Origin of the sequence: Mesorhizobium sp. M1338 (assembly GCF_040318045.1) — a bacterium.
In the GTDB taxonomy this organism is placed as follows: Bacteria; Pseudomonadota; Alphaproteobacteria; order Rhizobiales; family Rhizobiaceae; genus Mesorhizobium.
This window is the reverse complement of sequence record NZ_JAMYLL010000001.1, coordinates 77,696-101,135: the sequence shown is the minus strand read 5'-3', so window position 1 is coordinate 101,135 and position 23,440 is coordinate 77,696. Positions and strand designations below refer to the sequence as shown.

Below are 23,440 nucleotides of genomic sequence, written 5' to 3'. Positions count from 1 at the left end.
GTTGGGAAGGCTCGCTCAGTTCAGCTTGACCAGAACCACACGGCGGTTCTTGGCGCGGCCCGCGTCATCGTCATTGCTGGCGACAGGCGCCATCATGCCGGCGCCGGCAGCGGTCAGCCGCCCCCCGTCGATGCCGTATTTCGACACAAGTGCCGCCTTGACCGATTGCGCTCGTCGCGACGACAGGTCGAGATTGTAGTCGAAGGCGCCCCGATTGTCGGTGTGGCCGACGACGATCACCGCCATCTTCGGGTCGTTGGCCAGCAGCGTCGAAATTTCCTTCAGCGTCGGTTCCGACTCCGGCTTGATGTCGGCCTTGTCGGTGTCGAAGAAGATGCCGTAGAGCGAAATGCTGCCGGTGGCCGAGAGCGAATCCGCCATCTTGGCTGCCTCGACGACCACCATCTTCTTGTCGCGCGCCTTGGGTTCCAGCACCTGGACGATGGCAACGGTGCGGCCGTTGAGCTCCTTGCAGTAGAGATCGTCGGTCATCGAATAGGTCTGCACGGTCACATAGGCGTCGCCACCGTCCTGCGGCACCTTGGCCGAGAAATAGCGCTGGTCGTTGATGCCGGAGGTCAGCGCGCAGGCGCCATTGGAGAATGCCGCGTCCTTCAAATCGCTCTCATGGTAAGGAATACATCGTCAGGCTCATATCGCCGCCGCCACCACTCGACGAACGGTCAGCGGCACCGCCGCATTCCTCCTTCTTGCATTCGAACAAGGTTTCGCCGCCGGCCGCCGCAATCACATCCTGATAGTTGCGCAGCACTTCGAGCGGCGAGCGCTCGGCCGGCAGCACATAGGCAATGCGGGTCAAGGCGCCCTCGACCTCGGCCTTCTTGTCGGGTGCGAAGACACGGTTGTTCATAGCATCACGCGCGTCCGGGTCGGCGCTCGGCTTCAGCGGCGACAGCGGCACGCTGAAATCGGTGAAGGCCAGTTTCTCATAGGAGACGATGAATGAGCCTTCGTAGCGCTTGGCGAGATGGTTGTCGGCGGCGCCCTCGATATCGGCGGTCGGCACCGTCGCGTCGGCAGCGGCCAACCGCAATGTCAGCGCGAGAACAAACCCCGCCCAGAAAAACGCCATGGCTATCGTCTTGAATGCACGCATCGATCATCCCCCTTCGCACTATGATCGATGCTAGCAGAGCGGGTAAGTCCAGTCGATCACGCCGCCTAGAGCATGATGCCGAAAAGTGCGAAGCGGCTTTTCGGACGACATCATGGTCTATCCCTTTGATTTAGAGGCGGATTTAGATCTCAGATCGATTCGACCGGAGATCTGGATCTGGCGCTAGGGTCACCGCGCCAGCAGGATGGTCGGGGTATCATGGTAGGTGATCTGCACCACTTCCCGGTAACCGCACTTCGCCGCGACCCTCAGCGAAGCGGCGTTTTCCGGATCAATGATGCAGACGGTCTTCGCCCGCCCGAACGCCTCGTCGCTCCATGCGAGCACGCGGCCTACCACCTCGGTGGCGAAGCCTGCTCCGTGAACAGTTGGAACCAGCGCCCAGCCGGCCTCGGGAATGCCTTCGATCGACGGCTCCATATCGCGCTTCAGATCGTGAAAGCCGGCTTCGCCGATGAAACGGCCCGTAGCCTTCTCCTCGATCGCCCAGAAACCATAGCCGAGCAGCGACCACAGGCCGGCGTGACGCAGGAAGCGCATCCAGCTCTCTTCGCGCGTGCGCGGCTTGCCGCCGATGAAACGGGTGACGACCGGATCGGTCCACATCGCGGCATAGGTGTCGAAATCGCCCAGCCGGTGTGCCCGCAGGGTGGTTCGCTTCGTCTCGATGACAGGAGCGCCGGTCGTTTGTGGATTGTTCATGAGATCTGCCTCGCACGGATCGTCAGCGCTTAGCAAATCGCCGACGCGGTGCAAGGGCCAGGGCGATAGGGCCTATCATCCAGGCGCCGCTATGGGAATTTTGCGCGACGGTGTTATTTTCACGACAGGCTGATTCAGCACCTGCAACCGCACCCCCTTTTCAGGTGCGGGCCGGACCGTCAAACCCAGGGGAACGAACATGGACACCACCGACCTTGTGCTTGCCATTGTCCATCATGTGCTGGTGTTTTCACTGGCGGGGATCATCGGCGCCGAATTCGTTCTGATCCGCGGCGATCTGGCCGCTGCCACGCTCAAGCGGCTCGCCGGCATCGACCGCCACTATGGCATCATCGCCGCGCTGATCATCATCGTTGGCATCGGCCGCGTCTTCTATGGCCTCAAGGGTTGGGAATTCTACGTCTACAACTGGGTGTTCTGGGCCAAGATGGCGGCGTTTGGCATGGTCGGGCTGCTGTCGATCATCCCGACGGTGCGCTTCATTTCCTGGAAAAGGCAGGCGAGCGCCAATCCCTCGTTCCTGGTGCCGGCGACCGAGCTTGCGTCGGTGAAGACCTACAGCCGCGCCGAGGCCTTCATCTTCCTGATGATCCCAGTCTTCGCGGCGGCGATGGCGCGCGGCTACGGCTACTGATTTTTAGGCGGTGGCCGCTTCAAGCGGTGCGAGCTCGACCAGTGGTGCCGGCACATCGGTCGTCTTCACCTCTGCCTTGCAGATGTCGGCGATGACGCAGGCCGGGCAATCCGGTTTGCGCGCCTTGCAGACATAGCGGCCATGCAGGATCAGCCAGTGATGCGCGTGGCGCATATATTCATCAGGGATGATCTTGAGCAGCCCCTGCTCGACCTGTTCCGGCGTCTTGCCGGGCGCCAGCCCGAGCCGGTTGCCGATGCGCAAAATATGGGTGTCGACCGCCATCGTGTGCTGGCCGAAGGCCATGTTGAGCACGACATTGGCGGTCTTGCGCCCGACGCCCGGCAGCTTGACCAATTCATCGCGGTCGTCGGGCACCTCGCCGTCATGGTCGCGGATCAGCGCTTGCGACAGCGCAATGACATTCTTGGCCTTGTTGCGCCAAAGCCCGATGGTGCGGATGTACTCGCCGACCTTGGCTTCGCCCAGCGCCAGCATCTTGCGCGGCGTATCGGCGGCCTTGAACAGCACCCGTGTCGCTTTGTTGACACCGGCATCGGTTGCTTGCGCCGACAGCACCACCGCGACCAGCAGCGTGAAGGCGTTGACATGTTCGAGTTCACCCTTCGGTTCCGGCCTCTGGACGGAAAACCGCCGGAAGATCTCGTGCACTTCGGCCGGGCTGTAGCGCGAAGTGCGCCGCACCGGCCGCGGGCGCGGCTTGGCGTTCGATCCATCACGCCGGCCGGGCAGCAGCTCTTTTTTGGAGATGGAAGAATCTTTGGACTTGGGGCTCGTCATTTCCCTCCTATAATATCCCGCCATGAGCGACACAAACGCCTCGTTTCAGGCCGACGAACCATTCTTTCGCGCCCTGCTGACCCCGCACCGGTCGCTGGGCCGGACAGGCTTCTTCATCCTGATGAGCGCGCTGCTGTTCGGCTGGCTGGTGACAGGCGCGTTTTTCCTGTCGCGCGGTGCCTGGCCGGTGTTTGGCTTCTTCGGCCTCGACGTGGCCGCCGTCTATATCGCCTTCCGTGTCAACTATCGGGCCGCCCGTGCCCGCGAGGAAGTGTCGGTTTCGCGCACCAGCCTCGACATCCGCAAGACGGCGCCATCCGGTAAATCGGAAGCGCATCGCTTCAATCCGTTCTGGGCGCGGTTTTCGGTCGCCCGTCATGCCGAGATCGGCATCACACGGATGACGGTCGAAGGCCAGGGCCAGAACGTGCCGATCGGATCCTTCCTGGACCCAGACTCCCGAGAAAGCTTTGCCACGGCTTTTTCACGGGCGCTGGCGACCGCCAAGGCGCGCTGAAGCAATTCCAGGAAAAGGGTGAAGCGGTTTTCGCGGGAAAGCGCGCCGAACAGAGAGGACGCTTCAGAACCGATAGCGCAAAAGCCTGCCGACCTTACGCAATGCGGGAATGTATGTCCAAAGGCGAACGAACAGTTTCGCGGACCAGCCCATGCGGGCGGCGTGTTCGGGCTTGTAGGCCGAGATGTCCTCGACGAATCGCAGCTTCGGGACGGCTCGCTCCAGTTCGTGCGGATCGTCGATCGCCCAATGAACCTCGGCGCCTGTCGCCTTGATGGTCGGATTGAGACGAAGCAGCTTCAGGCCGAAATGGCTGTAGGCGTCGAACACCAGTTCGCCGCTGGCAAGATGCGAGACAAGCCGCGCAAACAGGCGTGGCCCTTCATCGGCAGGGAGATATGGCGTCAGCCCTTCCGCCACCACGATGGCCGGGCGATTGCGGGGCACTTCAGTTAGCCAGCCGGGTTCGGTCACCGACGAGGCGACCAGATGGTAATGCTGCCGGGAAGGGTAAAGCTTGCGCCTGAGCTCGATGACTTCGGGGTAGTCGACATCGAACCAGTCCACGCCTGGTGGCGGATCAACACGGAAGATGCGCGTATCGAGCCCGCAACCGAGGTGCAGCACGATGGCATCAGGATTTCTGGCGAGAAAGTCCTCGACGCGGACGTCCAGCGTCTTTGCCCTGATCGCCAGGCCGACACCGAGATTGCCGTCGACCTTGAGCCTGGAGAAATCATAGTCGATCCTGCGCACCGCCCTGTCGGCGAAACGGTCCCCGAGCAGCGAATCCGGCAACCGGCTCTCCGGTGCCTTGCCGTAGAGCGTCATCAGCAAGGTCTCCTTTGCCCCGGTGAGATCTGCTTTTTCGCAGCCATGGGCGACTCCTGGGCTCGAGATCGGAGTCTATCTGGGCATGCGCGGCCAGAAGGCAAGTTTCGGGTGGCGATCGACGCCCCAAGGGGCGATATTCCGGCTCAAGGAGACAGTTCCATGAGCACACACACAGCGATCCTCGAAAAGGACATCACGCCGCAAGGCAGCGACTATGAGATCGTGCGCCGTGCCATCGAGAAGATTAGCCTCGACTATCGCGATCAGCCTTCCCTCGAAGAACTGGCCGAGGAGGTCGGCGAGACGCCGACCGGCCTGCAAAAACTCTTCACCCGCTGGGCCGGCCTGTCGCCCAAAGCCTTCCTGCAGGCGGTAACACTGGATCATGCGCGCAGGCTGCTCGATTCGGGCATGCCGCTGCTTGAAACCTCGTTCGAACTGGGCATGTCCGGCCCCGGCCGGCTGCATGACCTTTTCGTCACCCATGAAGCGATGTCGCCGGGCGACTACAAAACACGCGGCGCCGGGCTCACCATCCGCTACGGCTATCATCCCTCGCCATTCGGCACTGCCCTGATCATGGCCACGGACCGCGGGCTTGCCGGCCTCGCCTTCAGCGACCCCGGCGAGGAACGCGCCGCCTTCGCCGACATGTCCAGCCGCTGGCCGAACGCCATCTATGTCGAGGACATGACTGCTACAGGCCCCTATGCCGCGCGCATCTTCGACCCGACGCTGTGGCGCTCCGATCAGCCACTGCATGTCGTCATGATCGGCACCGACTTCCAGGTTCGGGTCTGGGAGGCGCTGCTCAAGATCCCGATGGGCAAGGCCCGAACCTATTCGTCGATCGCCGCCAGCATCGGCGCGCCGTCCGCCAGCCGCGCGGTCGGTGCCGCCAACGGCGCCAATCCGCTCTCTTTCGTGGTGCCCTGCCACCGCGCCATCGGCAAGTCCGGCGACCTCACCGGCTATCACTGGGGCCTGACCCGCAAGCGCGCCATTCTGGGCTGGGAAGCCGGGCAGGTATCGTGAATATCGATATTATCAAGTATAATTAGGATTTCTTGTCTAATTTTGCTTGCTTGCAACCGAATGCAACCTCCGGTTATCATGTTTATTATTTTCAGTTATTATTTTAGTTAACTCTAAATTAACCACGATAAAGTGATGATGACCCATATTAATTCGGGCGATCCGGCTTGATAGGAGGTCTCGATGACGTTGTGTCGCGCCGCCTTCGGCGCAGTTCTGCTGGTTGCCTGTTTTGACCAGACCGCATTGGCCACGACGCAAAATGTCATTTTCAACGGCACGATCACGCCGACCTGCACGCTTGTCATTGCCACCAATGGCACGATGACGGTCAGCCCCGATCTGCAGTCCCTCAGTTCCCACAACAGCGGCGGTTCTGCCGGAACCGTGACGCTGACGACAACCGGAGGTGTGTCACTCAGCGTCGATCCGGTCACCACGACGACGGTGCCTTCGGCCGACGTAACGTCGACGACCTGGACACCGACCTACTCCGCCGCGGGCACGCATTCTATCGTTGAGACTGGCTCGGCCACCAGCATCGGAACCTCCGGCGCCGACCTCGTCTCGGTCAATCTCGCTGGCACCAAGGGTGGCAGCAACCGCTTCGCCTCCGGCAACTATCAGGCAACGGTAACGCTGCGCTGCGAATGACGCCGTAGCGAAGGAGGGATCCTTGAAACATGCTCGAATCCTGGCGACGGCAGTGGCCGTCGGATTGGCACCCATTGCCGTCAAGGCGCAGTCGATGTCGCCGATGCGTGGCGAGGTCAACAGCTTCACCGACGTCTTCGCTGTCCGCGTTTTCCCCGCCAATCCCTACGACCGGAAGATCCAGGTCGAAATCCACGTCTACGATCAGGATTTTCAGCCAGTAGCCGCCAGAATCTCTCCGAGTGTCTTCCAATTGGCTTCCCAGGCTTCCCGTCCTGTCCTTGTGGTCGTGCCCTTCGACGGCGCCGCCGAGCGTAAGGTGCGTATCTGTACCGAAAGCATCCCCTTTCCCAACCAACAGACGCAGATAAGGGCACAGATATGCGGAAAGTTCTTTGGGCGCCGCAAATCCTGACATTCGCGCTCGCGGCTGCGACGGCTTGTATTTCGCCGGTTCTGGCTGAGGATGTCTATAATCTCAACCAGAACGAGAGCGGCTTCAACCTGCCCGGCGTCACCTTGCCCCAAGGCCAGGACGAGGTCCATGCCGCGGACGGCACCACTTGCCGTTCCGCGGTCTCCGGCACCGGCGCCTATGTCGATCTCGGCGTCATCAGAGGCAACAGCCAGTCGGACAACAGCGTTGCCACCTATGGCCGGGTGGTGATCCCGATCGGGCGTACGCCGAAACGCATCGACTGCAGCCGCCTCTACGAGCTTGAGGTCGACCGCCTGCAGCTGGAACTGAAACTCCTCAAGATGGGCCTCGGCGCCGACGGCCAGACGGCGAGCGTGGCCGCCAGCGCTCCCGCGGCCGCATCACCCGGATGGGCCAACGAAGGCTGGAGCATCAGGACCGGAACCGGCGATGGCAAGAAAAAGAAGAAGAAATAACCGCGCGCTGCTTGCGATGGCAGCACTTGCCGGCTTCTGCTTTCCGCTGCAAGCGGCGATCATTGGCACCTGCACCATCATGGTCGGGACGTCGGGAACAATGACTGCAAATCCCACCATCGGCATACTGGGTTCCAAACAGGCAGGCGGATCGAGCGCGAGCGCCACTGTCGTGGCAAGCTCGCAGCTGTGTTCCTTGTTCAATTTGCTGGATTGCTATTCGGTTTCGGCGCCGGCGCCAGCCGCATTCTCGTCCGCGCCGAGCGGCGGCGACACCAACGTGATCTTCGCCTCGGTCTTCCGCCTCGATGGCTCGGGGGTCGACATCAACGGAAGTGTGCCGCAGCGGGTTGTCAACGGCACCCACACCGTGCAGGTCGACCTCACCGCCACCAAATCGAGCGGTATCTTTCCCGCCGGCACCTATCAGGGCACGGTCACCGTGCGCTGTGAATAAGCCACGATGCCTCAAATCGAGGCAAACCCGTCGCGCGGTCTGGCAAGCTGCCGCCTTACAGGTTAGCTTCCCGCACGACTGTAAACGACCTGCGCCCGCGCGGACCAACGAGGACGCTCCGACACTTTGAATTTGTACTGCCAGGAGGCCTTGCTTGATTATCGTCATCGGCTCGATCAACCTCGACCTTATCGCCAATGTCGACCGCCTGCCGAGCCCCGGCGAGACGGTGGCCGGCTCGGCTTTCACCACCGCGCCCGGCGGCAAGGGCGCCAACCAGGCGCTGGCCGCCGCGCGCGCCGGCGCCTTGGTGCGCATGGTGGGCGCGGTTGGCAAGGACAGCTTCGCCGCCGACGCGCTGGCGCTGCTGCGCGACGGCAAGGTCGACCTGTCCGGCGTCGCCGAGACCCACGCCTCGACTGGCACGGCGCTGATCATGGTCGGCGACGACGGCGAGAACATCATCGCCGTGATACCGGGCGCCAACGCGTCTGTGGTGCCCGGCGATCTCTCCAAGGCCTTTTTCAAACAGGGCGATGTCGTGCTGCTGCAGCATGAGATTCCGCTGGCGACCGTCGAAGCCGCCCTCGACCAGGCAAGATCGGCCGGGGCTATCACCGTGCTCAACACAGCACCCTTCCAGGGCGCAGCAGCCGGCTTTCTCGGCAAAGCGGACTATGCCGTCGCCAATGAGACTGAATTCGATCTCTATGGCGAAGCTCTGTCACTGCAAGGCCGCGATCGGGCGGCGCGCATGCGCGACTTTGCTGGGAAGACCGGCCACACCATCGTCGTCACGCTCGGCGGCGACGGCGTGGTGGCGGCGACGCCCACCGATTTCCTCACCGTTCCGGCACGGAAGATCACGCCTGTCGACACGGTCGGCGCCGGCGATACGTTCTGCGGCTATTTCGCCGCCGGTCTGTCGTCCGGCCTTACGCTCGAACAGGCGCTGGCGCGCGCCGGCGCGGCTGGTTCCCTGGCTTGCCTCAAGCCGGGCGCCCAGCCGGCGATACCGCTGGCCCGGGATGTCGACCAGGCGTTGCAGGAAACCCGTTGAGATGCTGTGCCCTCGGACAAAGCATGCCGTGACGCCGGCCGGTGACATCTGCCGCCTGTCCGCCATCGAACTCGCTGACGCGATCCGCCGGAAGACACTTTCGGTACGCGAGGTGGTCACGGCATTCCTCGACCGCATCGAGGCGGTCAACCCGCTGGTCAACGCCATCGTCTCCTTGCGCGACCGCGGCGACATCCTGCGCGAAGCCGACGCGGCCGATGCCAATCCGGTGCGAGCGGAAGCCGGCCCCCTCTTCGGCCTGCCGATCGCCATCAAGGACCTCGCCTCGACCACAGGCATCAGGACCTCCTTCGGCTCGCCGATCTTCGCCGATTTCGTGCCCCCGGAAGACGATTTCTTCGTCGAGCGCATCCGCGACGCCGGCGCCATCATTATCGGCAAGACCAACGTCCCCGAATTCGGGCTTGGCTCCAACACCTACAACACCGTTTTCGGGCCGACGCTCAACGCCTTCGATCCGGCCCTGACAGCCGGCGGCTCGAGCGGCGGCGCGGCGGTGGCGCTGGCGCTCGACATGGTGCCGGTCGCCGATGGCAGCGACTTTGGCGGCTCGCTGCGCAACCCGGCCGCTTGGAACAATGTCTATGGCTTCCGCCCGTCACAGGGGCTTGTTCCCGGCGGACCGGATCTCGAGGTCTTTCATGCGCAGATGGGCGTCGACGGGCCGATGGGTCGCAATGTCGCCGACATGGCACTCCTGCTCGATGTGCAGGCGGGTTATCATCCGTACGCGCCATTGTCCTATGAGAAACCGGGTTCGTTCCTCGAAGGGCTTGCAACAAAAGCGACTGGCGGCCGGATCGCCTGGCTCAGTGACCTCGGCGGCGAGCTGCCGGTTGAGACAGGTATTCTCGGCTTGTGCGAGGCAGCACTTGGCCGGTTCGCGGAGGCATCTTTCTTGACCGAACCCTTGCTGCCGGGTTTCGATTTCGAAGCGCTCTGGCAGGCCTTCGTGACGCTGCGGCAGGCCAGCAGCGGCTGTGCTCTCAAGACCCACTATGACGACCCCGGGAAACGCCGCCTGCTCAAGCCGGAAGCCATCTGGGAAGTGGAGAACGCGATGCGGCTGACGGCGCCGCGGATCCGCGCCGCCTCGGTCATCCGCACGTGCTGGCATCGCACGTTGCTGTCGCTCTTCGACCGCTATGATCTCATCGCGCTGCCGACCGCGCAGGTCTTCCCCTTCGACGTAAGCACGCATTGGCCTCGTGAGATCGCCGGACGCGCGATGGACAGCTACCACCGCTGGATGCAGGTTTCCGCGTTCGCCACGCTGGGCGGCTGCCCGGCGGTCAACGTGCCGGTCGGCTTCGACGACAAGGGGCGGCCGATGGGCATGCAGCTGATTGGCCGGCCGCGCGGCGACCTTGGCGTGCTGAAGGCGGCGGCTGCCTACGAGGCAACGCTGCCCTGGCCGGCGGGCGCCTGAGCCGCATGCACTGGCGTGTCGCGGCACGTCGCGCACCGGCTTGCATCGCTATCGCCGCCATGCATTGATTGTCCTCAGCTGCGCCGCATCGGCGGCATTCCCAGGGAAAAATCATGTCGCTCGAACTCTACGCCACCTATGTCCTTGCTTGCATCGTCATCATCCTGGTGCCCGGACCGACGGTCACGCTGATCATCGCCAACAGCATTCGCCATGGCTCCCGCGCCGGCCTCGCCAATGTCGCCGGCACGCAGGCCGGGCTTGCCGTGATGATCGCCATCGTCGGCATCGGCCTCAACACGCTGATTTCGGGCATGGGCCACTGGTTCGAATGGGTGCGGCTCATCGGTGCCGCCTATCTGATCTGGATGGGCGTCCAGATGTTCCGTTCCAAGGGCACGCTGAACGCCGATGGAACCGCCAGGAAGCCGCGCGGCGGCTTCTTCCTGCAGGGCCTGCTGGTGGCGCTCAGCAACCCCAAGACGCTGATTTTCTTCGGCGCGTTCTTTCCGCAGTTCATTTCGCCACAAGGCAATTACTCGCTGCAAATCGCCGTCATGGGCCTCACCGCCATGATCTTCGCTGCCATGTCGGATTCGACATACGCGCTGGCCGCCGGGCGCGCCGGGCGCCTGCTGTCCGCCAGCCGCATCAAGCTTTTGTCGAGGATCAGCGGCAGCTTCATGGTCGGTGGCGGCCTGTGGCTGGCGTTTTCACGGTCGAAGTAGTTCGCCTTTGCCTTCTCCCCTTGTGGGAGAAGGCAAAGAGGGCCCTAAAGCCGCCCCAACCTCTCCACCAGCAGAGCGAAAAACCCGTCATGGTCGATGTCGCGCATCACCATGGCGTTCTTCGGCCGCTTGGTAACGCCCCACCAGTCGATCACGGTCATGCCCATGGTCAGTTCCGAGGCGGTTTCCACGATGACGTTGCAGTTGCGACCCTTGAAGAGTTCAGGCTTCAGCAGATAAGCGATGACGCAAGGGTCGTGCAGCGGCCCGCCGTCGGTGCCGTATTTCTCCTCGTCGAAACGCTCGAAGAATTCCAGCATCTCCGCGGTTGCGGTGCCGACCTTGGTGCCGAGCGCGCGGAAAGTCTGCGTGCGCTTGGCGGTGGTCAGCGCCTTGTGGGTGACGTCGAGTGGCATCATCACGATCGGAATGCCGGATTTGAGTACGACATCGGCGGCATGCGGATCGACATAGATGTTGAATTCGGCGGTCGGCGTGACGTTGCCGCCTTCGAAGAAGCCGCCCCCCATCAGCACGATTTCCTTGATGCGCGGTGCGATGCGCGGCTCGCGGATCAGCGCCAGCGCAATGTTGGTGAGCGGCCCGAGCGGGCAAAGCGTGATGGTGCCGCTTTCTTCCGTCATCAGCGTCTCGACGATGAAATCGACCGCGTACTGCTCCTGCAGCTTCATCTTTGGTTCGGGCAATTGCGGCCCGTTGAGACCGGTCTTGCCATGCACTTCCTCGGCGGTGACCAGTTCGCGCATCAGGGGCCGGATAGCGCCGGCATAGACCTTGATGTCCGGGCGGCCAGCCAGCTCGCAGATCTTGCGGGCATTCTTTTCGGTAAGCTTCAGCGGCACGTTGCCGGCAACGGCGGTGATGCCGACGATCTCCAACTCGGAGCTGCCGAGCGCCAGCAAAATGGCGACGGCATCATCCTGGCCGGGATCCGTGTCGATGATGATCTTGCGTGTATGGGGCATTTCAATTCCTTGTTTGGCGAGGCCATGGACTTGAACGAATCTGACCGAAACATCCAAATGACGCCGAAGCGGCCGCGAGCTGCCATGTTGAACCGCTCGACCTGGGAAGACGATCCCGGCCTGCGCGCTTCTCGTTGCATCTGTTCGCCGTTTCAAGCGCCATGCCGATCATTCCTGTGAGTCCACGATCTGGTCTTTTTGGGCGGGTCTATTGACGGCTTGAACTTGGTCGCGGGGCGGACCATATCAAGACCATCGGGAAAAATGCCATCTGGGTTTTTCCACTTTATGTCGCTCTTGAGAGGACAGTGTAACATGAGCCGAATGACGCCCTTTTCCAGCCCGCTTCTCCTTGGTTTCGACGCCATGGAAAAGACCCTGGAACGCCTGGCGAAATCCGGTGACAGCTACCCTCCCTACAACATCGAACGCCTCAGCGGCGCCGACGGCAACACCGAAAGGTTGCGCATCACATTGGCGGTCGCCGGTTTCGCCGAAAGCGATCTCGATGTCACCACGGAGGAAAACCAGCTGGTCGTGCGCGGTCGTCAGACCGACGACACCGAGCGCGAATTTCTTCATCGCGGCATCGCCGCGCGCCAGTTCCAGCGCTGTTTCGTGCTGGCCGACGGCATGCGGGTGATCGCGGCGGAACTGAAGAACGGCCTTTTGTCGATCGATCTCGATCGGCCGGAGTCCGAACGGCTGGTACGGAAAATAAACATATCGGTGAAAGACTGATCTTTACCGATGGCTCTCATGCGGGATGGCCTTGAGCGGCGTCCTCGCGCCAAGGAGGCTTTGAAATGACCAGAACTGAAACTATCACCATGACCAATGGCGAATTCGCTCATCTCGGCGAGGGCTCGGTCGCTTACCTCAGAAAGGTCTCGAGCGACGAATTGCTCGGCCGTTTCCCCAACCTCGGCGAAATCGCGCCCGGCATGGAACTGTGGGCGCTGTTTGCCGCCAACGGCCAGCCGATCCTGCTTTCGGACGCGCGTGACCGCGCACTGGCTGGCGCCATGGAAAACGACCTGATCACGGTCGCCATTCACTAAGAGCAATTCCAGGAAAAGTGTGAAACGGTTTTCCGCCCGGAATTGCGTCGCTCTAAGAATAATACCCTTTTGAAACGACCAGGGCCGCCCGTGGCGGCCCTTGCGACGGTCTCGTCCTGAAAATTCAGGCCGCGTGCGAGGCCTGGGTGTCCGACAAAAGCGCGTGAATTGCCGCGGCGTCGCGCGTGCCCCTGATCTTGGCCACCGTGTCGGCATCGCGCAACACGCGCGCGATGCGCGACAGGGCCTTGAGGTGGTCGGCGCCAGCCCCTTCCGGCGCCAGCAGCAGAAACACCAGATCGACCGGCTGATCGTCCAGGGATTCGAAATCGACCGGCGTCTCCAGCCGGGCGAAAACCCCGGCGATGCGCTTCACGCCGGCCAGCTTGCCGTGCGGAATGGCGATGCCGTTGCCGACGCCGGTCGAGCCCAGCCGCTCACGCTGCAGGATGGTGTCGAACACCTCCCGTTCCGGAATGCCGGAAATCGCCGCTGCCCGTTCGGACAGCAGTTGCAGCAGCTGCTTCTTCGAGTTCGCCTTCAACGCCGGCAATATTGCCGGAACGTTGATAAGATCGCTCAGATCCATGCTTGAAATCCCTTGTTCGCCTGCCGTCACCGGTCCCCACCCCTCGTGCGGCCGGTTCTTATCCCAGTGCGACGGTGGTCGTCACGCTTGTGCGACCTTGGTCGTGAACGGGTCGATCCAGCCGATGTTTCCGTCGGGCCGGCGATAGACGATGTTGAGATGGTCGTTTCCGGCATTGCGGAAGACGAAGACCGGGCTGTCCTTGTTGTCGAGCTCGATGACCGCCGACGCCACCGACATGGTCTTCAGCGTCATGGTCGATTCGGCGACGATGGCCGGTGCGAAATTCTCCGGAATATCCTCGTCGTCGTCCGCAAGCGGCGCCATCACGGTGTAGGCAATGTCGGTCAGCTCGCCATTCGCGGCACCCGAACTGTGCGACTTCAGCCGCCGCTTGTAGCGCCTGAGGCGGGTCTCCAGACGATCCGCCGCGGCCTCGAAGGCCAATGTCGGATCCTGGGCATCGCCGGTAGCCTGCAGAGAAGCGCCGGAATCCAGCCGGATCATGCAATCCGCCGAATAGCGCGAGCCCGATTTGATGACCGTGACGTGTCCGGCAAAGCCGCGATCGAAATATTTGCCGATCGCCTCGCCGACACGGTCATTGATGCGTGTGCGAAACGCATCGCCGATATCCATGTGTTTTCCCGATATGCGCAGATTCATCTGAAAACTGACCTTCCTTGCTCAGGCTTCAAACTGGCCCGAGTTTATACTCGTGATCCGTGCGCACAAGCTTTGCGGCGTCACTTGCGCCGATTTTAAATCCGAACTTTCCGGTTGATCACAAGCCGCCTTTTGACCGTCCCGAGGCCAACGTCGTGACGGACCATCCGCATGCAGGCATCTAGCCCGTCTCATGCGGGCGGGCTTCTAGCCACTTCACCGCGGCTTGTCAATGAAGTGCTGGCCTGTGGAAAATCGAACCGCGTCAGCGCCCGGCGCTGGCCATTGCCCGTTTCTCGCGCCGGCGCTGCACCGAGGAGGGAATATTCATGCCTTCCCGGTACTTGGCGACCGTGCGCCTGGCAATGTCGACGCCACTCTCCCGCAACATGTCGACGATCGCATCGTCGGAAAGCACGTCGGCGGGTTTTTCCTCATCGATCAATTGCTTGATGCGATCGCGCACGGCTTCCGAGGAATGCGCATCGCCGCCGCCCGACGCCGCGATCGAGGCGGTGAAGAAGTAACGCAGTTCGAACACGCCGCGCGGCGTCAGCATGTATTTGTTAGCGGTCACCCGGCTGACCGTCGATTCGTGCATGCCGATGGCATCGGCCACCGTGCGCAGGTTGAGCGGCTTCAGCTGGCGCACGCCATGGACGAGGAAAGCATCCTGCTGGCGAACGATTTCCGAGGCGACCTTGAGGATCGTCTTTGCCCGCTGGTCGAGGCTGCGCGTCAACCAGTTGGCGTTTTGCAGGCATTCGGTCAGGAAATCCTTTTCCGCCTGGTTCTTCGTCTGCGGCGAGACCTGGGCGAAATAGATATGGTCGACCAGCACGCGCGGCAGCGTTTCAGCATTGAGTTCGACCGTCCAGCTGCCGTCACTGGCCGCACGCACCTCGACATCGGCAACGATCGCGTCGCTGGCGCCACCCGAAAACGCCATACCAGGCCGGGGATCGAGCGCCCGGATCTCGGCCAGCATGTCGAGCAGATCCTCCTCGTCGACGCCGCAAATCCGCTTCAGCGCGTGGAAATCACGCCGCGCCAGGAGTTCGAGATTGGCGATCAGCGCCTTCATCGCGGGATCGAGCCGGTCCCGCATGGCAAGCTGCAGCGACAGGCACTCGGCAAGGTCACGGGCAAACAAGCCGGCCGGCTCGAAGGCCTGGCACACCGCCAGCACCTTTCGTACCACGGCAATGTCGGTGCCGAGACGGGCGGCGATCTCGGCGATGTCGGCGCGCAAATAGCCGGTCTCGTCGAGGCCGTCGGCAAGGTCGGCGGCGATCAGCCTGGTGGCCGGATCGGCGAAGGCAAGCGCGACCTGTTCGCTGACATGGTCGCGCAGCGTGATCGCCGCGGCCGCCATGTCGCCCGCGTCAAAACCCTCGGATGAGGAACCGGCACCGTTGCCGGAAGCCGATTTCCATTGCGCCGTCAGGTCGGGGCCGAGCCGCTCGCTGGTGCCCGGGTCGTCGGGAAACAGGTTTTCCAGCGATGTGTCGAGCTTGTCCGAGATCGCCTCGGCGCTCCACTGCGTCTCGTTTTCGAACCAGTCGCCTTCAGCGGTGGCTTGCGGCTCCGCCTCGATCTTCTGCGCTTGGTCGCTGACGGCATCGTCCTGCGGCTCGGCGCGCTCCAGCAGCGGGTTGCGCTCGATCTCCTCGTCGATGAAATGCTCGAGCTCGAGATGGGTGAACTGCAGCAGCCGAATCGACTGCATCAGCTGCGGCGTCATCACCAGCGACTGCGATTGTCGTAGCTGTAGTTTGGCCGCCAACGCCATGGTTTGGTTTCAAACGCCTCGTCTACGCATCCGGACTTCCGGAGAACAATTTTTGCAGCCGGTCATAGAAACTGGCCCGGCTTTTGCTTGTCAAGGCAATTGCTAGCAAAACCCACTTACCGGAGCGTTATCGCGGAGCAAAATCGAGGAAAAAGAGCTCCGCGAGCGCAAAAAATCGTGTCAGGAAACAAATTTCACGCTCAGAGCGTAAAACCCTCGCCGAGGTAAAGCCGCCGCACATCGGCGTTTGCCACCACTTCGTCGGCCCGGCCATGGGTCAGCACCTGGCCGGCATGAATGATATAGGCGCGGTCGATCAGGCCAAGCGTTTCACGCACATTGTGATCGGTGATAAGCACGCCGATGCCGCGCGCCGTCAGGTGGCGTACCAATTGCTGGATATCGGCGACGGCGATCGGATCGATGCCGGCAAAAGGCTCGTCGAGCAGCATGTAGGCCGGACGGGTCGCCAGCGCACGCGCGATTTCCAGACGCCGCCGCTCGCCGCCGGAGAGCGACATGGACGGCGACTTGCGCAGATGGCTGATGTGGAATTCCTCGAGCAACTCGTCGAGATTGCGCTCGCGCACTTTGCGGTCTTTTTCGACCACTTCCAGCACGGCGCGGATGTTCTGCTCGACATTGAGGCCGCGGAAGATCGAGGCCTCTTGCGGCAGATAGCCGATGCCGAGGCGCGCACGGCGGTACATCGGCATCGAGGTCACGTCGAAGCCATCGATCTCGATCGTGCCTTCATCCACAGGCACCAGGCCCGTGACCATGTAGAAACAGGTCGTCTTGCCGGCGCCATTGGGGCCAAGCAACCCGACAGCCTCGCCGGCACGCACGCCGATGGTGACGCCGCTGACGACCTTGCGGCCCTTGTAGCTCTTGGTCAGACCCTTGGCGATCAGGGTTCCCTTGAACTTTCCCGCATCGACGGTCACCGTGGCCGGCGCCGAAAGCTTGCCGGCGGCCCGTCCCGGAAGACGCGCCGTCAGCGACGACAGGCTGGCCATCAGGGGTTCGTCGCTCCCGATTTCGGCGGCGGGGTGATCGACATCTGGACGCGTTGCCCAGCGCATGGATCAACCTGGGCCAGCCCACTTTTCATCTGCACGGTCAGCTTGCAGCCAACCAGGACGTTGTCGTTTTGCGACAGAACGACCTTTTTGCCCGAAAGCACCAGAACCTGGCTCTTCATATCGAAGCTGCCTTGATCGCCGGTCGCGATCTGCGCATCCGATTTGATGTAGACCTTGTCGGAAATCTCCAGGTGGTCGATGTTGGCCGAGCCAGTCATCGCCGCCGCGCCAGCCGCTTCCGTGCCCTTGGCGCCGGCGTTGGGATCCTTGACGTAGTAGACCATCATCTTGCCGGCCTTCATCAATGTCGGCCCCTGGACGACGCTGACATTGCCGGTGAAGATGGCGAGGCTGTCGGCCTGACGGACTTCCAGCTTGTCGCTTTCGATCTGGATCGGCTTGTCGCCGGACAATTTGAGGCCTGATTGGCTGGTGGTCTGCGCCAATGACGGCACCAGCCCGAGCAGCAGCAACGCTGAAGTTGCAGCCGCGAGCCGCGTCGAACTACTGAGCCGCATTGGTTTCTCCGCTGTTTCCCTCTGCCGTCTTCAAGGCGGCGGAATCGATGTTGACGCGCACTTTGTTCTCGAAGACCAGAATCCTGCCATTGTCCTGGACCGACATCGTATCCGCTGTGATCCGCGATCCGCCCCGGCTGACATCGACGGGATCTCCCGTCTTCATAGTGCCTTTGCCCATGTCGAGGAAGACCGATTTGAACTTGGCCTGCATGCCGTCGGTTGTGGTGATCGTCACGTCGCTGGTCAGGTTCATCGTATTGCCGTCGCGATCGTAGGTGCCACGCGAGGCCTTGATCGCCGCCACATTGTCGGACGCGACCGGCACCTTGGCGTCGATGCCTTCCAGTTCGATGATGCCTTGCGTGCCGACATCCTGGATGGCGCGCAGGGCCGTCATCGAATAGGGCTGCTTTTGCTTGGTGAACCCGTTGAGCTTGGGATTGGCCATCACCAGCTTGCCGTTGGAAAAGGCCGTGCCTTCCGCCTGGACCGAGACGGAGACGGGCGCGGCGAGATAGGAATAGACCGGGAAAGCGATGGCGATCAGTGCCGCGGCCACAGGCACGGCAAATTTGAGAACGCGCACGCGGCGCGAATGGCGCTGCGCGCGGTCGAAAGCGTCGCCACGCGTCCGGCCATCCGCCGGGGGAACCAACTCCATCTCGGCGTTGGTCGGTTCAGTCGGTCGCGCTAACATTCATTGCTTTCTTCTAAACCCCCTGCCCACCCCGGAGCACCGCCTATAGGTGGGACGCCGGCGCCTTCAAGCAAGCACAAGCCCACGAAAACCGCAAAAATGTGACAGCCGCTCTTGTACAGATGAAAACGAGATCCGCACAACCGCACGTTCTCCATAGCAGAAACAGACACTCGGCGTAAGATTTATCAGTTGTCTGTCTCGCCGCCCGACCTCGCGGTGATTGCGCAAATACGCCAGGGGAGATGTCGGATGCCCCGCCTGGCCGGCCCGGTCGATGGTGTATGCGGCGTTGCCGATCACGTCGGCGAGGCGCTTTTGCCCTTAGATCCGGTCGGCGTCAGGCCACCTTCCGCTGTATGAGACCAACCAGAACGGTGCGCATTCCCGAATATGATTGGCTGCCAATTTTCACTTCCCAATCAGTGTTGCGTTTCCGAGGGTGCTTCGCGTTACGCAACGCTTCGCGGAATGTGTTCGGGTCGACGCCGACAGTTCGAGCCATATCTTCGGCGGTTGTGTGTTTGGCGATCATGACGTCTCCTATGCCTTTTTCCGGTATATAGGGCGTTTGCACAACTCGGCCAAAGGATTAGGCGTTTCCGCAAATTTCAAACTGAGACACTGCCGGGAAAGAGAATTGCTTCCCGATAGGAGGATCATGGTCTAAAAGCGTCTCCTCCCGCCGACTGAAAGGCTGACCATGGCAATGAGAGCCGACGACCTGATCGACCGCCGCCGCTTGCGGCGCAAGCTGACATTCTGGCGCGTTGCCGCGATCGGCATCGTAGCCCTCGGGGTGATTGCGCTTTCAGCCTGGTTCTATCGCGACGATTTCGGCGGCTCGGTGGTCGACCATATCGCCAAGGTCAAGATCGAAGGCACGATCACCGAGGACGAGGAACTGATCAAGCGACTGGAAACCATTCGTCTGTCGTCGAAGGTGAAAGGCGTGATCCTGTCGATCGATTCGCCTGGCGGCACCACGGTCGGCGGTGAATCGATCTATGACGAGGTGCGCAAGCTGGCCGCCGACAAGCCTGTCGTGGCCGAGGTCGGCACGCTCGCCGCATCGGCGGGCTATATGATCGCCAGTGCCGCCGATCATATCGTTGCCCGCAAGACCTCGATCGTCGGCTCGATCGGCGTCCTGATTCAGTATCCCGACGTCAGCGGCCTGATGGACAAGCTCGGCGTCAAACTGGAGGAAGTGAAATCCTCGCCGCTGAAAGCCGCGCCCTCCCCCTTCAAGCCGACCAATGACGACGAGCGCGCCATGGTCCGCAAGCTCATCCTCGACAGCTACGACTGGTTCGTCGGCATCGTTGCCGAGCGCCGCAAGATGACCCGCGAACAAGCGCTGGCGCTTGCCGACGGCTCGATCTTCACCGGTCGCCAGGGTGTCGCCAACGGACTGATCGACGCTGTCGGCGGCGAGACCGAAGCCGTCAACTGGCTGGCGACCAAGGGCGTCGATGCCAAACTCGAGGTCGTCGAATGGAAGGACACTGAACGGCGCGGCGGCTTCCTGTTCTCCAAGGCGATGGCGCAAACGATCGGCAGCGCGCTCGGCCTGCCGGCCTCCAGCGGCGACATAATCCATGATCTCGGCGCCGACCGCTTGTTTCTTGACGGTCTCGTTTCCGTCTGGCACCCTTGAGATGCGTTTGGGGCAAGTGAAAAAAGCAAATAAAATCATCCTCATAATTTTGACCGCACTGCTTTCACGGGGATCCGTCTCATGATCAAGTCCGAACTTGTGCAGATTATTGCGACGCGCAATCCGCATCTTTTCCTGCGCGACGTCGAAAACATCGTCGGCGCGATCTTCGATGAAATCACCGACGCCCTTGCCGAAGGCAACCGGGTCGAACTGCGCGGTTTCGGCGCTTTTTCGGTGAAAAACCGTCCCGCCCGCACCGGCCGCAATCCGCGCACCGGCGAATCCGTCGAGGTCGAGGAGAAATGGGTGCCGTTCTTCAAGACCGGCAAGGAACTGCGTGAAAGGCTGAACGGCGGCAAGTAGGCGCGGGCGTCAGCGCCAGACGGCCTCTCGGAGAGGCCAGCTTCCGACGGAAAACATCATGTTCAATCGCTTCATGCTCATCGTGATCTTCGTGCCCTTGGCGATTATCCTGATCGCACTCGCCGTTGCCAACCGCGAATTGGTCGCCTTCACGCTGGATCCGTTCAACCCCGGCAATCCTAAGCTGACGCTGACTTTGCCGCTGTTCATCTTCCTGTTCCTGGCGCTCGCCATCGGCATGATCGTCGGCAGCCTGGCAACCTGGGTCAAGCAGGGCCGCTACCGCAAGCTGGCGCGCCAGCGCGGCGTCGAGGCCGAGAACCTGCGCCAGGCGGTCAGCCGCGCGCCCCCAGCACCGCAAGGCCCGGTCCAAGGATCGGCCCAAGGGTCTGCCCAGGGGTCTGCATTGCCGAAGCCGACCGCTTGAACCGCCCGTCGGCAGTTTTGTCCCCACGGAGTTTTTCATGCTGACCATTTCGGCCCCAGAGGTCGACCATGCGCTGACCTTTCCCGGACTGGTCGAGACGCTGCGCACGGCGTTTCGCGACGGCGCGGTGCAGCCGGTCAGGCACCATCATACGATCGAGCGGCCCGATGGCGCGGCCTCCACCCTGCTCTTGATGCCGGCCTGGACCGATCTCAACGCGGCAGGCACATCGGCCGGTGGTCACGTCGGCGTCAAGATCGTCACTGTCTCGCCCGACAACAACGCCATCGGCAAGCCCGCGGTGATGGGGCTCTACCTCCTGCTCAATGGCGCCACCGGTGAACCCGAAGCCTTGATCGACGGCCAGCGCCTGACCCAGTGGCGCACCGCCTGCGCTTCGGCGCTGGCAGCTTCCTATCTCGCCCGCGACGATGCCTCGCGGCTGCTGGTGGTCGGCGCCGGCGCGCTGTCGCCGTTCCTCGCCAAGGCGCACTCAGCCGTACGGCCGATCAAGTCCATCCGCATCTGGAACCGCACCCCGGCCAATGCCGAGAAGGTCGCGGCCGATCTGCGTGCCGAAGGCTTCGCGGCCAGCGCCGCGACCGACCTCGATGCCGAGCTTGGGCAGGCCGACATCGTCTCCTCGGCGACGATCACGACGACACCATTGATCAAGGGCGCCTTGTTGCGGCCGGGAACCCATGTCGACCTGGTCGGCGGCTTTACGCCCACGATGCGCGAAAGCGATGACGACGCGATCGCGATCGCCCGCGTCTATGTCGACACCCGCGCCGGCGCCACCAAGGAAGCCGGCGACATCGTCCAGCCGCTGGCCTCCGGCGTCCTGAAGCCGGAAGCCATCGTCGCCGATCTGCACGAATTGGCGCGTGGCCAAAAGAAGGGCCGCGAAAGCGCCGGTGAGATCACGCTGTTCAAGTCGGTCGGCGCCGCGCTCGAGGATCTTGCCGCCGGCATTGCGGTCTATAACGCGCTCAAGACCTAGTTCACCGGTATAGGCATTTTGGCGCCCATTGCCTCGGCGATGACACGAAAATCGTGATCCCCGATTTCGAAGAGGCCAAAGCGAAGCTGATAGCCCCAGTTCGGCTTGCCGGCCGTGAAATCCAGCCTGTCGAGCAACGGCTTGATCGGGATTTCCTCGGCCTTCGCCCATTCGACATCGCGACGGAATGGCGTGAAGCCGCCGCCCATATCACCCTGATAGGGTTCGCCTGCCCGCACCGTGCCGATGGCCGTGAAGGCCTGCAGGCCATCTTTCTCGCCCAAAATGGTGGTCGGCGAATAATAGATGATGCCATCGCCGGGCCTGACGCGGCGCAGCGGTGCTGCCTTGCCGTGGTTGACCTGCATGAAGCCGCTCTGCCGGCCGCGCCGGACATGTTCGGCCGAGGCTACCGCGATCCAGTACGCACTCATTTCTGTTCCCCATTGGCCTGTTCCCCATCGGACAGCCAGTAGACGCGCAGGCGATGATTATCGGGATCGAGCGCGACGAAGGTGCGGCCGAAATCCATGTCGGTCGGCGTCTGCAGGATTGTCATCCCGCGCCCGGACCAGTCGGCATGGGCGGCATCGACCGCATCGGGCGTATCCAGCGCAAAGACGATTTCGGCGCCGCCACCTGCCGCGGCGGCTGCCGGCTCGACCGTGTGGCGCGACCAGAGGCCGAGCTTGAAACCAGCATCCAGAACGAACAGCACGAAGGTCGGTGAGCTTTCGACCGGTTCGCGACCGAACAGCGCACTGTAGAAGGCGCCGCTCCGCCGCGGCTGGTCGACATAGAGGATAACGAAATTCGGGGTGGCCATGTCTTGCTCTCCAAGGTTCAGCGTTTCGACCTGGCGAACATAGGATAGGCTACTGTCAGATTCTGGCAGTAGCCGTCACGAACCGCGCGGCTTGTCGAACGTCGCCCGCCATTCCTTCAGCAGCGCCTGGCGTCGGCGCGGATAGCGCGCATCGGTGGCCTTGAGCTCGGCGATGCGATCGGCGCGAAAATGCCGGAAATCCTGGCGCATCTCGCACCACGCCACCACCACCCGCACCTTGTCGAAGAAGCCGAGCGCGAACGGCCAGACCACGCGCTCGGACGCGGCGCCGCCCGCGTCACGGTAGAGAAAGCCGAGCTTGCGCTCGTTGCGGATGGCCTGCCGCACCAAACCGAGATCGATGCCCTCGATGGCCGCGGCGGGCGGCCCGACCAGCAGCGTGCTCGCGTCGAGATCCTCGCGCAGATCGTCCGGCAGCACGGCGGCGATCTTGGCCAGCGCGTTGGCGGCGGCGGCCGAGAGACGCTGGTCCGGCTGCTTGGCGACCCAGCGCGAGCCAAGCACGATGGCCTCGATCTCCTCGTCGCTGAACATCAGCGGCGGCAGCATGAAGCCGGGCTTGAGCACATAGCCCAACCCCGCCTCACCCTCGATCGGCGCGCCCTGGCCCTGCAGCGTCGCGATGTCGCGGTAGAGCGTGCGGATCGAAATCCCGAGCTCATCGGCCAGAGCCTGCCCGCTCACCGGCCGGCGGTGCCGACGCAGCGTCTGGATCAGGTCGAGCAGGCGTTCGGAGCGGGACATCCAGCAGATTTGCCCGTTTCTTTGACATTGGTCCATCGCCGGCCGACATAAACCGGCAAGGCCGGCGAGTC

At 62.6% G+C, this 23,440-nt stretch carries 32 protein-coding genes; 16 read left to right on the top strand and 16 right to left on the bottom strand.

The window, feature by feature from the left end:
- Positions 1-15: 15 nt before the first annotated feature.
- The 3 genes from NKH19_RS00510 to NKH19_RS00500 all read right to left on the bottom strand — a co-directional run bounded on the left by NKH19_RS00510 (position 16) and on the right by NKH19_RS00500 (position 1,840).
- Positions 16-618: an OmpA family protein gene (locus NKH19_RS00510; protein WP_352863036.1), complete on the bottom strand. Its 603-nt coding sequence runs from the start codon at positions 616-618 to the stop codon at positions 16-18.
- 7 nt (positions 619-625) lie between these two features.
- Entirely contained in the window at positions 626-1,117 is a 492-nt protein-coding gene (locus NKH19_RS00505; protein ID WP_352863034.1) for a hypothetical protein, read from the bottom strand.
- A gap of 189 nt (positions 1,118-1,306) precedes the next feature.
- Complete coding sequence (locus NKH19_RS00500; protein WP_352869877.1) at positions 1,307-1,840, bottom strand: GNAT family N-acetyltransferase; 534 nt, start codon at positions 1,838-1,840, stop codon at positions 1,307-1,309.
- A gap of 199 nt (positions 1,841-2,039) precedes the next feature.
- On the opposite strand from NKH19_RS00500, the gene NKH19_RS00495 reads away from it, so the two are divergent.
- Positions 2,040-2,495: a DUF2214 family protein gene (locus NKH19_RS00495; RefSeq protein ID WP_352869879.1), complete on the top strand. Its 456-nt coding sequence runs from the start codon at positions 2,040-2,042 to the stop codon at positions 2,493-2,495.
- A gap of 3 nt (positions 2,496-2,498) precedes the next feature.
- Here the strand turns inward: NKH19_RS00495 and nth are convergent, their stop codons facing one another.
- The gene (gene nth, locus NKH19_RS00490; RefSeq protein WP_352869881.1) at positions 2,499-3,296 is read right to left on the bottom strand and encodes an endonuclease III; all 798 of its coding nucleotides are present in this window, start codon (positions 3,294-3,296) and stop codon (positions 2,499-2,501) included.
- A gap of 22 nt (positions 3,297-3,318) precedes the next feature.
- Between nth and NKH19_RS00485 the strand changes: the two genes are divergently transcribed.
- Positions 3,319-3,813 carry a DUF2244 domain-containing protein gene (locus NKH19_RS00485; RefSeq protein ID WP_352869882.1) on the top strand — a complete coding sequence of 165 codons (495 nt, stop codon included), beginning with the start codon at positions 3,319-3,321 and terminating at the stop codon, positions 3,811-3,813.
- A 63-nt stretch (positions 3,814-3,876) separates the two neighbouring features.
- Here NKH19_RS00485 and NKH19_RS00480 read toward each other — a convergent pair whose 3' ends face one another.
- Positions 3,877-4,644 carry a class I SAM-dependent methyltransferase gene (locus NKH19_RS00480; RefSeq protein WP_352869884.1) on the bottom strand — a complete coding sequence of 256 codons (768 nt, stop codon included), beginning with the start codon at positions 4,642-4,644 and terminating at the stop codon, positions 3,877-3,879.
- A gap of 162 nt (positions 4,645-4,806) precedes the next feature.
- On the opposite strand from NKH19_RS00480, the gene NKH19_RS00475 reads away from it, so the two are divergent.
- The 8 genes from NKH19_RS00475 to NKH19_RS00440 all read left to right on the top strand — a co-directional run bounded on the left by NKH19_RS00475 (position 4,807) and on the right by NKH19_RS00440 (position 10,925).
- Positions 4,807-5,682 carry a methylated-DNA--[protein]-cysteine S-methyltransferase gene (locus NKH19_RS00475; RefSeq protein WP_352869885.1) on the top strand — a complete coding sequence of 292 codons (876 nt, stop codon included), beginning with the start codon at positions 4,807-4,809 and terminating at the stop codon, positions 5,680-5,682.
- A 183-nt stretch (positions 5,683-5,865) separates the two neighbouring features.
- Positions 5,866-6,336: a hypothetical protein gene (locus NKH19_RS00470; RefSeq protein ID WP_352869887.1), complete on the top strand. Its 471-nt coding sequence runs from the start codon at positions 5,866-5,868 to the stop codon at positions 6,334-6,336.
- 22 nt (positions 6,337-6,358) lie between these two features.
- Positions 6,359-6,751 carry a hypothetical protein gene (locus tag NKH19_RS00465; RefSeq protein ID WP_352869889.1) on the top strand — a complete coding sequence of 131 codons (393 nt, stop codon included), beginning with the start codon at positions 6,359-6,361 and terminating at the stop codon, positions 6,749-6,751.
- Positions 6,718-7,230 carry a hypothetical protein gene (locus tag NKH19_RS00460; protein WP_352869891.1) on the top strand — a complete coding sequence of 171 codons (513 nt, stop codon included), beginning with the start codon at positions 6,718-6,720 and terminating at the stop codon, positions 7,228-7,230. Before NKH19_RS00465 ends, NKH19_RS00460 begins: the two co-directional genes overlap by 34 nt.
- A complete protein-coding gene (locus NKH19_RS00455) occupies positions 7,205-7,687 on the top strand; it encodes a hypothetical protein (RefSeq protein WP_352869893.1) in 483 nt (160 codons plus the stop codon). The genes NKH19_RS00460 and NKH19_RS00455 overlap by 26 nt, the downstream gene beginning before the upstream one ends.
- Positions 7,688-7,841: 154 nt before the next feature.
- Positions 7,842-8,747, top strand: a complete 906-nt coding sequence (locus NKH19_RS00450) for a ribokinase (RefSeq protein ID WP_352981550.1) — start codon at positions 7,842-7,844, stop codon at positions 8,745-8,747.
- A 1-nt stretch (position 8,748) separates the two neighbouring features.
- Positions 8,749-10,197, top strand: coding sequence for an amidase (locus NKH19_RS00445; protein WP_352869896.1), 1,449 nt, complete (start codon positions 8,749-8,751; stop codon positions 10,195-10,197).
- A gap of 113 nt (positions 10,198-10,310) precedes the next feature.
- Positions 10,311-10,925, top strand: a complete 615-nt coding sequence (locus NKH19_RS00440) for a LysE family translocator (RefSeq protein WP_352869897.1) — start codon at positions 10,311-10,313, stop codon at positions 10,923-10,925.
- A 44-nt stretch (positions 10,926-10,969) separates the two neighbouring features.
- Here the strand turns inward: NKH19_RS00440 and NKH19_RS00435 are convergent, their stop codons facing one another.
- Complete coding sequence (locus tag NKH19_RS00435) at positions 10,970-11,911, bottom strand: nucleoside hydrolase (protein ID WP_352869898.1); 942 nt, start codon at positions 11,909-11,911, stop codon at positions 10,970-10,972.
- Positions 11,912-12,226: 315 nt separating this feature from the next.
- On the opposite strand from NKH19_RS00435, the gene NKH19_RS00430 reads away from it, so the two are divergent.
- Together NKH19_RS00430 and NKH19_RS00425 are read left to right on the top strand one after the other, a co-directional pair.
- Complete coding sequence (locus NKH19_RS00430) at positions 12,227-12,652, top strand: Hsp20 family protein (RefSeq protein ID WP_352869900.1); 426 nt, start codon at positions 12,227-12,229, stop codon at positions 12,650-12,652.
- Positions 12,653-12,717: 65 nt separating this feature from the next.
- Positions 12,718-12,972: a BQ00720 family protein gene (locus NKH19_RS00425; RefSeq protein WP_352869902.1), complete on the top strand. Its 255-nt coding sequence runs from the start codon at positions 12,718-12,720 to the stop codon at positions 12,970-12,972.
- Positions 12,973-13,096: 124 nt separating this feature from the next.
- On the opposite strand, the gene ptsN is transcribed toward NKH19_RS00425, so the two are convergent.
- The 7 genes from ptsN to NKH19_RS00390 form a co-directional block, all read right to left on the bottom strand.
- Complete coding sequence (ptsN, locus tag NKH19_RS00420) at positions 13,097-13,561, bottom strand: PTS IIA-like nitrogen regulatory protein PtsN (protein WP_013529589.1); 465 nt, start codon at positions 13,559-13,561, stop codon at positions 13,097-13,099.
- Positions 13,562-13,642: 81 nt separating this feature from the next.
- Positions 13,643-14,227, bottom strand: a complete 585-nt coding sequence (gene hpf / locus NKH19_RS00415; RefSeq protein ID WP_352869904.1) for a ribosome hibernation-promoting factor, HPF/YfiA family — start codon at positions 14,225-14,227, stop codon at positions 13,643-13,645.
- Between the two features lie 265 nt (positions 14,228-14,492).
- A complete protein-coding gene (gene rpoN, locus NKH19_RS00410; RefSeq protein ID WP_352869906.1) occupies positions 14,493-16,019 on the bottom strand; it encodes an RNA polymerase factor sigma-54 in 1,527 nt (508 codons plus the stop codon).
- 200 nt (positions 16,020-16,219) lie between these two features.
- Complete coding sequence (gene lptB / locus NKH19_RS00405) at positions 16,220-17,038, bottom strand: LPS export ABC transporter ATP-binding protein (protein WP_352869908.1); 819 nt, start codon at positions 17,036-17,038, stop codon at positions 16,220-16,222.
- Positions 17,038-17,622, bottom strand: coding sequence for an LptA/OstA family protein (locus NKH19_RS00400; RefSeq protein WP_352869910.1), 585 nt, complete (start codon positions 17,620-17,622; stop codon positions 17,038-17,040). The genes lptB and NKH19_RS00400 overlap by 1 nt, the downstream gene beginning before the upstream one ends.
- Positions 17,609-18,322 carry an LPS export ABC transporter periplasmic protein LptC gene (lptC, locus tag NKH19_RS00395; protein WP_352869912.1) on the bottom strand — a complete coding sequence of 238 codons (714 nt, stop codon included), beginning with the start codon at positions 18,320-18,322 and terminating at the stop codon, positions 17,609-17,611. Before lptC ends, NKH19_RS00400 begins: the two co-directional genes overlap by 14 nt.
- 340 nt (positions 18,323-18,662) lie before the next feature.
- A complete protein-coding gene (locus tag NKH19_RS00390) occupies positions 18,663-18,857 on the bottom strand; it encodes a hypothetical protein (RefSeq protein ID WP_352869914.1) in 195 nt (64 codons plus the stop codon).
- Between the two features lie 168 nt (positions 18,858-19,025).
- On the opposite strand from NKH19_RS00390, the gene sppA reads away from it, so the two are divergent.
- The 4 genes from sppA (at position 19,026) to lhpI (ending at position 21,778) form a co-directional block, all read left to right on the top strand.
- Positions 19,026-19,982: a signal peptide peptidase SppA gene (gene sppA, locus NKH19_RS00385; protein ID WP_352869916.1), complete on the top strand. Its 957-nt coding sequence runs from the start codon at positions 19,026-19,028 to the stop codon at positions 19,980-19,982.
- Between the two features lie 81 nt (positions 19,983-20,063).
- Positions 20,064-20,348, top strand: a complete 285-nt coding sequence (locus NKH19_RS00380) for an integration host factor subunit beta (RefSeq protein ID WP_006200394.1) — start codon at positions 20,064-20,066, stop codon at positions 20,346-20,348.
- Between the two features lie 58 nt (positions 20,349-20,406).
- Complete coding sequence (locus NKH19_RS00375) at positions 20,407-20,775, top strand: DUF1049 domain-containing protein (RefSeq protein WP_352869918.1); 369 nt, start codon at positions 20,407-20,409, stop codon at positions 20,773-20,775.
- A 37-nt stretch (positions 20,776-20,812) separates the two neighbouring features.
- Positions 20,813-21,778: a bifunctional Delta(1)-pyrroline-2-carboxylate/Delta(1)-piperideine-2-carboxylate reductase gene (gene lhpI, locus NKH19_RS00370; RefSeq protein WP_352869920.1), complete on the top strand. Its 966-nt coding sequence runs from the start codon at positions 20,813-20,815 to the stop codon at positions 21,776-21,778.
- Here the strand turns inward: lhpI and NKH19_RS00365 are convergent.
- From NKH19_RS00365 to NKH19_RS00355, 3 genes are all read right to left on the bottom strand, one after another.
- Positions 21,775-22,212: an EVE domain-containing protein gene (locus NKH19_RS00365; protein WP_352869922.1), complete on the bottom strand. Its 438-nt coding sequence runs from the start codon at positions 22,210-22,212 to the stop codon at positions 21,775-21,777. The two genes, lhpI and NKH19_RS00365, sit on opposite strands and share 4 nt — an antisense overlap.
- The gene (locus NKH19_RS00360; RefSeq protein ID WP_352869924.1) at positions 22,209-22,604 is read right to left on the bottom strand and encodes a VOC family protein; all 396 of its coding nucleotides are present in this window, start codon (positions 22,602-22,604) and stop codon (positions 22,209-22,211) included. Before NKH19_RS00360 ends, NKH19_RS00365 begins: the two co-directional genes overlap by 4 nt.
- A gap of 75 nt (positions 22,605-22,679) precedes the next feature.
- Positions 22,680-23,369: a helix-turn-helix transcriptional regulator gene (locus NKH19_RS00355; RefSeq protein WP_352869926.1), complete on the bottom strand. Its 690-nt coding sequence runs from the start codon at positions 23,367-23,369 to the stop codon at positions 22,680-22,682.
- Positions 23,370-23,440: the final 71 nt, after the last annotated feature.

What these genes read in the sequence shown, in the direction of transcription:
- NKH19_RS00480 (WP_352869884.1), bottom strand. Translation starts at nt 4,644, where the DNA reads ATGACGCTCTACGGCAAGGCACCGGAGAGCCGGTTGCCGGATTCGCTG.
- NKH19_RS00380 (WP_006200394.1), top strand. Translation starts at nt 20,064, where the DNA reads ATGATCAAGTCCGAACTTGTGCAGATTATTGCGACGCGCAATCCGCAT.
- NKH19_RS00425 (WP_352869902.1), top strand. Translation starts at nt 12,718, where the DNA reads ATGACCAGAACTGAAACTATCACCATGACCAATGGCGAATTCGCTCAT.
- lptC (WP_352869912.1), bottom strand. Translation starts at nt 18,322, where the DNA reads ATGTTAGCGCGACCGACTGAACCGACCAACGCCGAGATGGAGTTGGTT.
- NKH19_RS00470 (WP_352869887.1), top strand. Translation starts at nt 5,866, where the DNA reads ATGACGTTGTGTCGCGCCGCCTTCGGCGCAGTTCTGCTGGTTGCCTGT.
- NKH19_RS00435 (WP_352869898.1), bottom strand. Translation starts at nt 11,911, where the DNA reads ATGCCCCATACACGCAAGATCATCATCGACACGGATCCCGGCCAGGAT.
- NKH19_RS00390 (WP_352869914.1), bottom strand. Translation starts at nt 18,857, where the DNA reads ATGATCGCCAAACACACAACCGCCGAAGATATGGCTCGAACTGTCGGC.
- NKH19_RS00360 (WP_352869924.1), bottom strand. Translation starts at nt 22,604, where the DNA reads ATGGCCACCCCGAATTTCGTTATCCTCTATGTCGACCAGCCGCGGCGG.
- ptsN (WP_013529589.1), bottom strand. Translation starts at nt 13,561, where the DNA reads ATGGATCTGAGCGATCTTATCAACGTTCCGGCAATATTGCCGGCGTTG.
- NKH19_RS00440 (WP_352869897.1), top strand. Translation starts at nt 10,311, where the DNA reads ATGTCGCTCGAACTCTACGCCACCTATGTCCTTGCTTGCATCGTCATC.
- NKH19_RS00375 (WP_352869918.1), top strand. Translation starts at nt 20,407, where the DNA reads ATGTTCAATCGCTTCATGCTCATCGTGATCTTCGTGCCCTTGGCGATT.
- NKH19_RS00430 (WP_352869900.1), top strand. Translation starts at nt 12,227, where the DNA reads ATGAGCCGAATGACGCCCTTTTCCAGCCCGCTTCTCCTTGGTTTCGAC.
- NKH19_RS00485 (WP_352869882.1), top strand. Translation starts at nt 3,319, where the DNA reads ATGAGCGACACAAACGCCTCGTTTCAGGCCGACGAACCATTCTTTCGC.
- nth (WP_352869881.1), bottom strand. Translation starts at nt 3,296, where the DNA reads ATGACGAGCCCCAAGTCCAAAGATTCTTCCATCTCCAAAAAAGAGCTG.
- lhpI (WP_352869920.1), top strand. Translation starts at nt 20,813, where the DNA reads ATGCTGACCATTTCGGCCCCAGAGGTCGACCATGCGCTGACCTTTCCC.
- NKH19_RS00475 (WP_352869885.1), top strand. Translation starts at nt 4,807, where the DNA reads ATGAGCACACACACAGCGATCCTCGAAAAGGACATCACGCCGCAAGGC.
- NKH19_RS00400 (WP_352869910.1), bottom strand. Translation starts at nt 17,622, where the DNA reads ATGCGGCTCAGTAGTTCGACGCGGCTCGCGGCTGCAACTTCAGCGTTG.
- NKH19_RS00445 (WP_352869896.1), top strand. Translation starts at nt 8,749, where the DNA reads ATGCTGTGCCCTCGGACAAAGCATGCCGTGACGCCGGCCGGTGACATC.
- hpf (WP_352869904.1), bottom strand. Translation starts at nt 14,227, where the DNA reads ATGAATCTGCGCATATCGGGAAAACACATGGATATCGGCGATGCGTTT.
- rpoN (WP_352869906.1), bottom strand. Translation starts at nt 16,019, where the DNA reads ATGGCGTTGGCGGCCAAACTACAGCTACGACAATCGCAGTCGCTGGTG.
- NKH19_RS00455 (WP_352869893.1), top strand. Translation starts at nt 7,205, where the DNA reads ATGGCAAGAAAAAGAAGAAGAAATAACCGCGCGCTGCTTGCGATGGCA.
- NKH19_RS00365 (WP_352869922.1), bottom strand. Translation starts at nt 22,212, where the DNA reads ATGAGTGCGTACTGGATCGCGGTAGCCTCGGCCGAACATGTCCGGCGC.
- lptB (WP_352869908.1), bottom strand. Translation starts at nt 17,038, where the DNA reads ATGGCCAGCCTGTCGTCGCTGACGGCGCGTCTTCCGGGACGGGCCGCC.
- NKH19_RS00500 (WP_352869877.1), bottom strand. Translation starts at nt 1,840, where the DNA reads ATGAACAATCCACAAACGACCGGCGCTCCTGTCATCGAGACGAAGCGA.
- NKH19_RS00505 (WP_352863034.1), bottom strand. Translation starts at nt 1,117, where the DNA reads ATGCGTGCATTCAAGACGATAGCCATGGCGTTTTTCTGGGCGGGGTTT.
- NKH19_RS00495 (WP_352869879.1), top strand. Translation starts at nt 2,040, where the DNA reads ATGGACACCACCGACCTTGTGCTTGCCATTGTCCATCATGTGCTGGTG.
- sppA (WP_352869916.1), top strand. Translation starts at nt 19,026, where the DNA reads ATGGCAATGAGAGCCGACGACCTGATCGACCGCCGCCGCTTGCGGCGC.
- NKH19_RS00460 (WP_352869891.1), top strand. Translation starts at nt 6,718, where the DNA reads ATGCGGAAAGTTCTTTGGGCGCCGCAAATCCTGACATTCGCGCTCGCG.
- NKH19_RS00355 (WP_352869926.1), bottom strand. Translation starts at nt 23,369, where the DNA reads ATGTCCCGCTCCGAACGCCTGCTCGACCTGATCCAGACGCTGCGTCGG.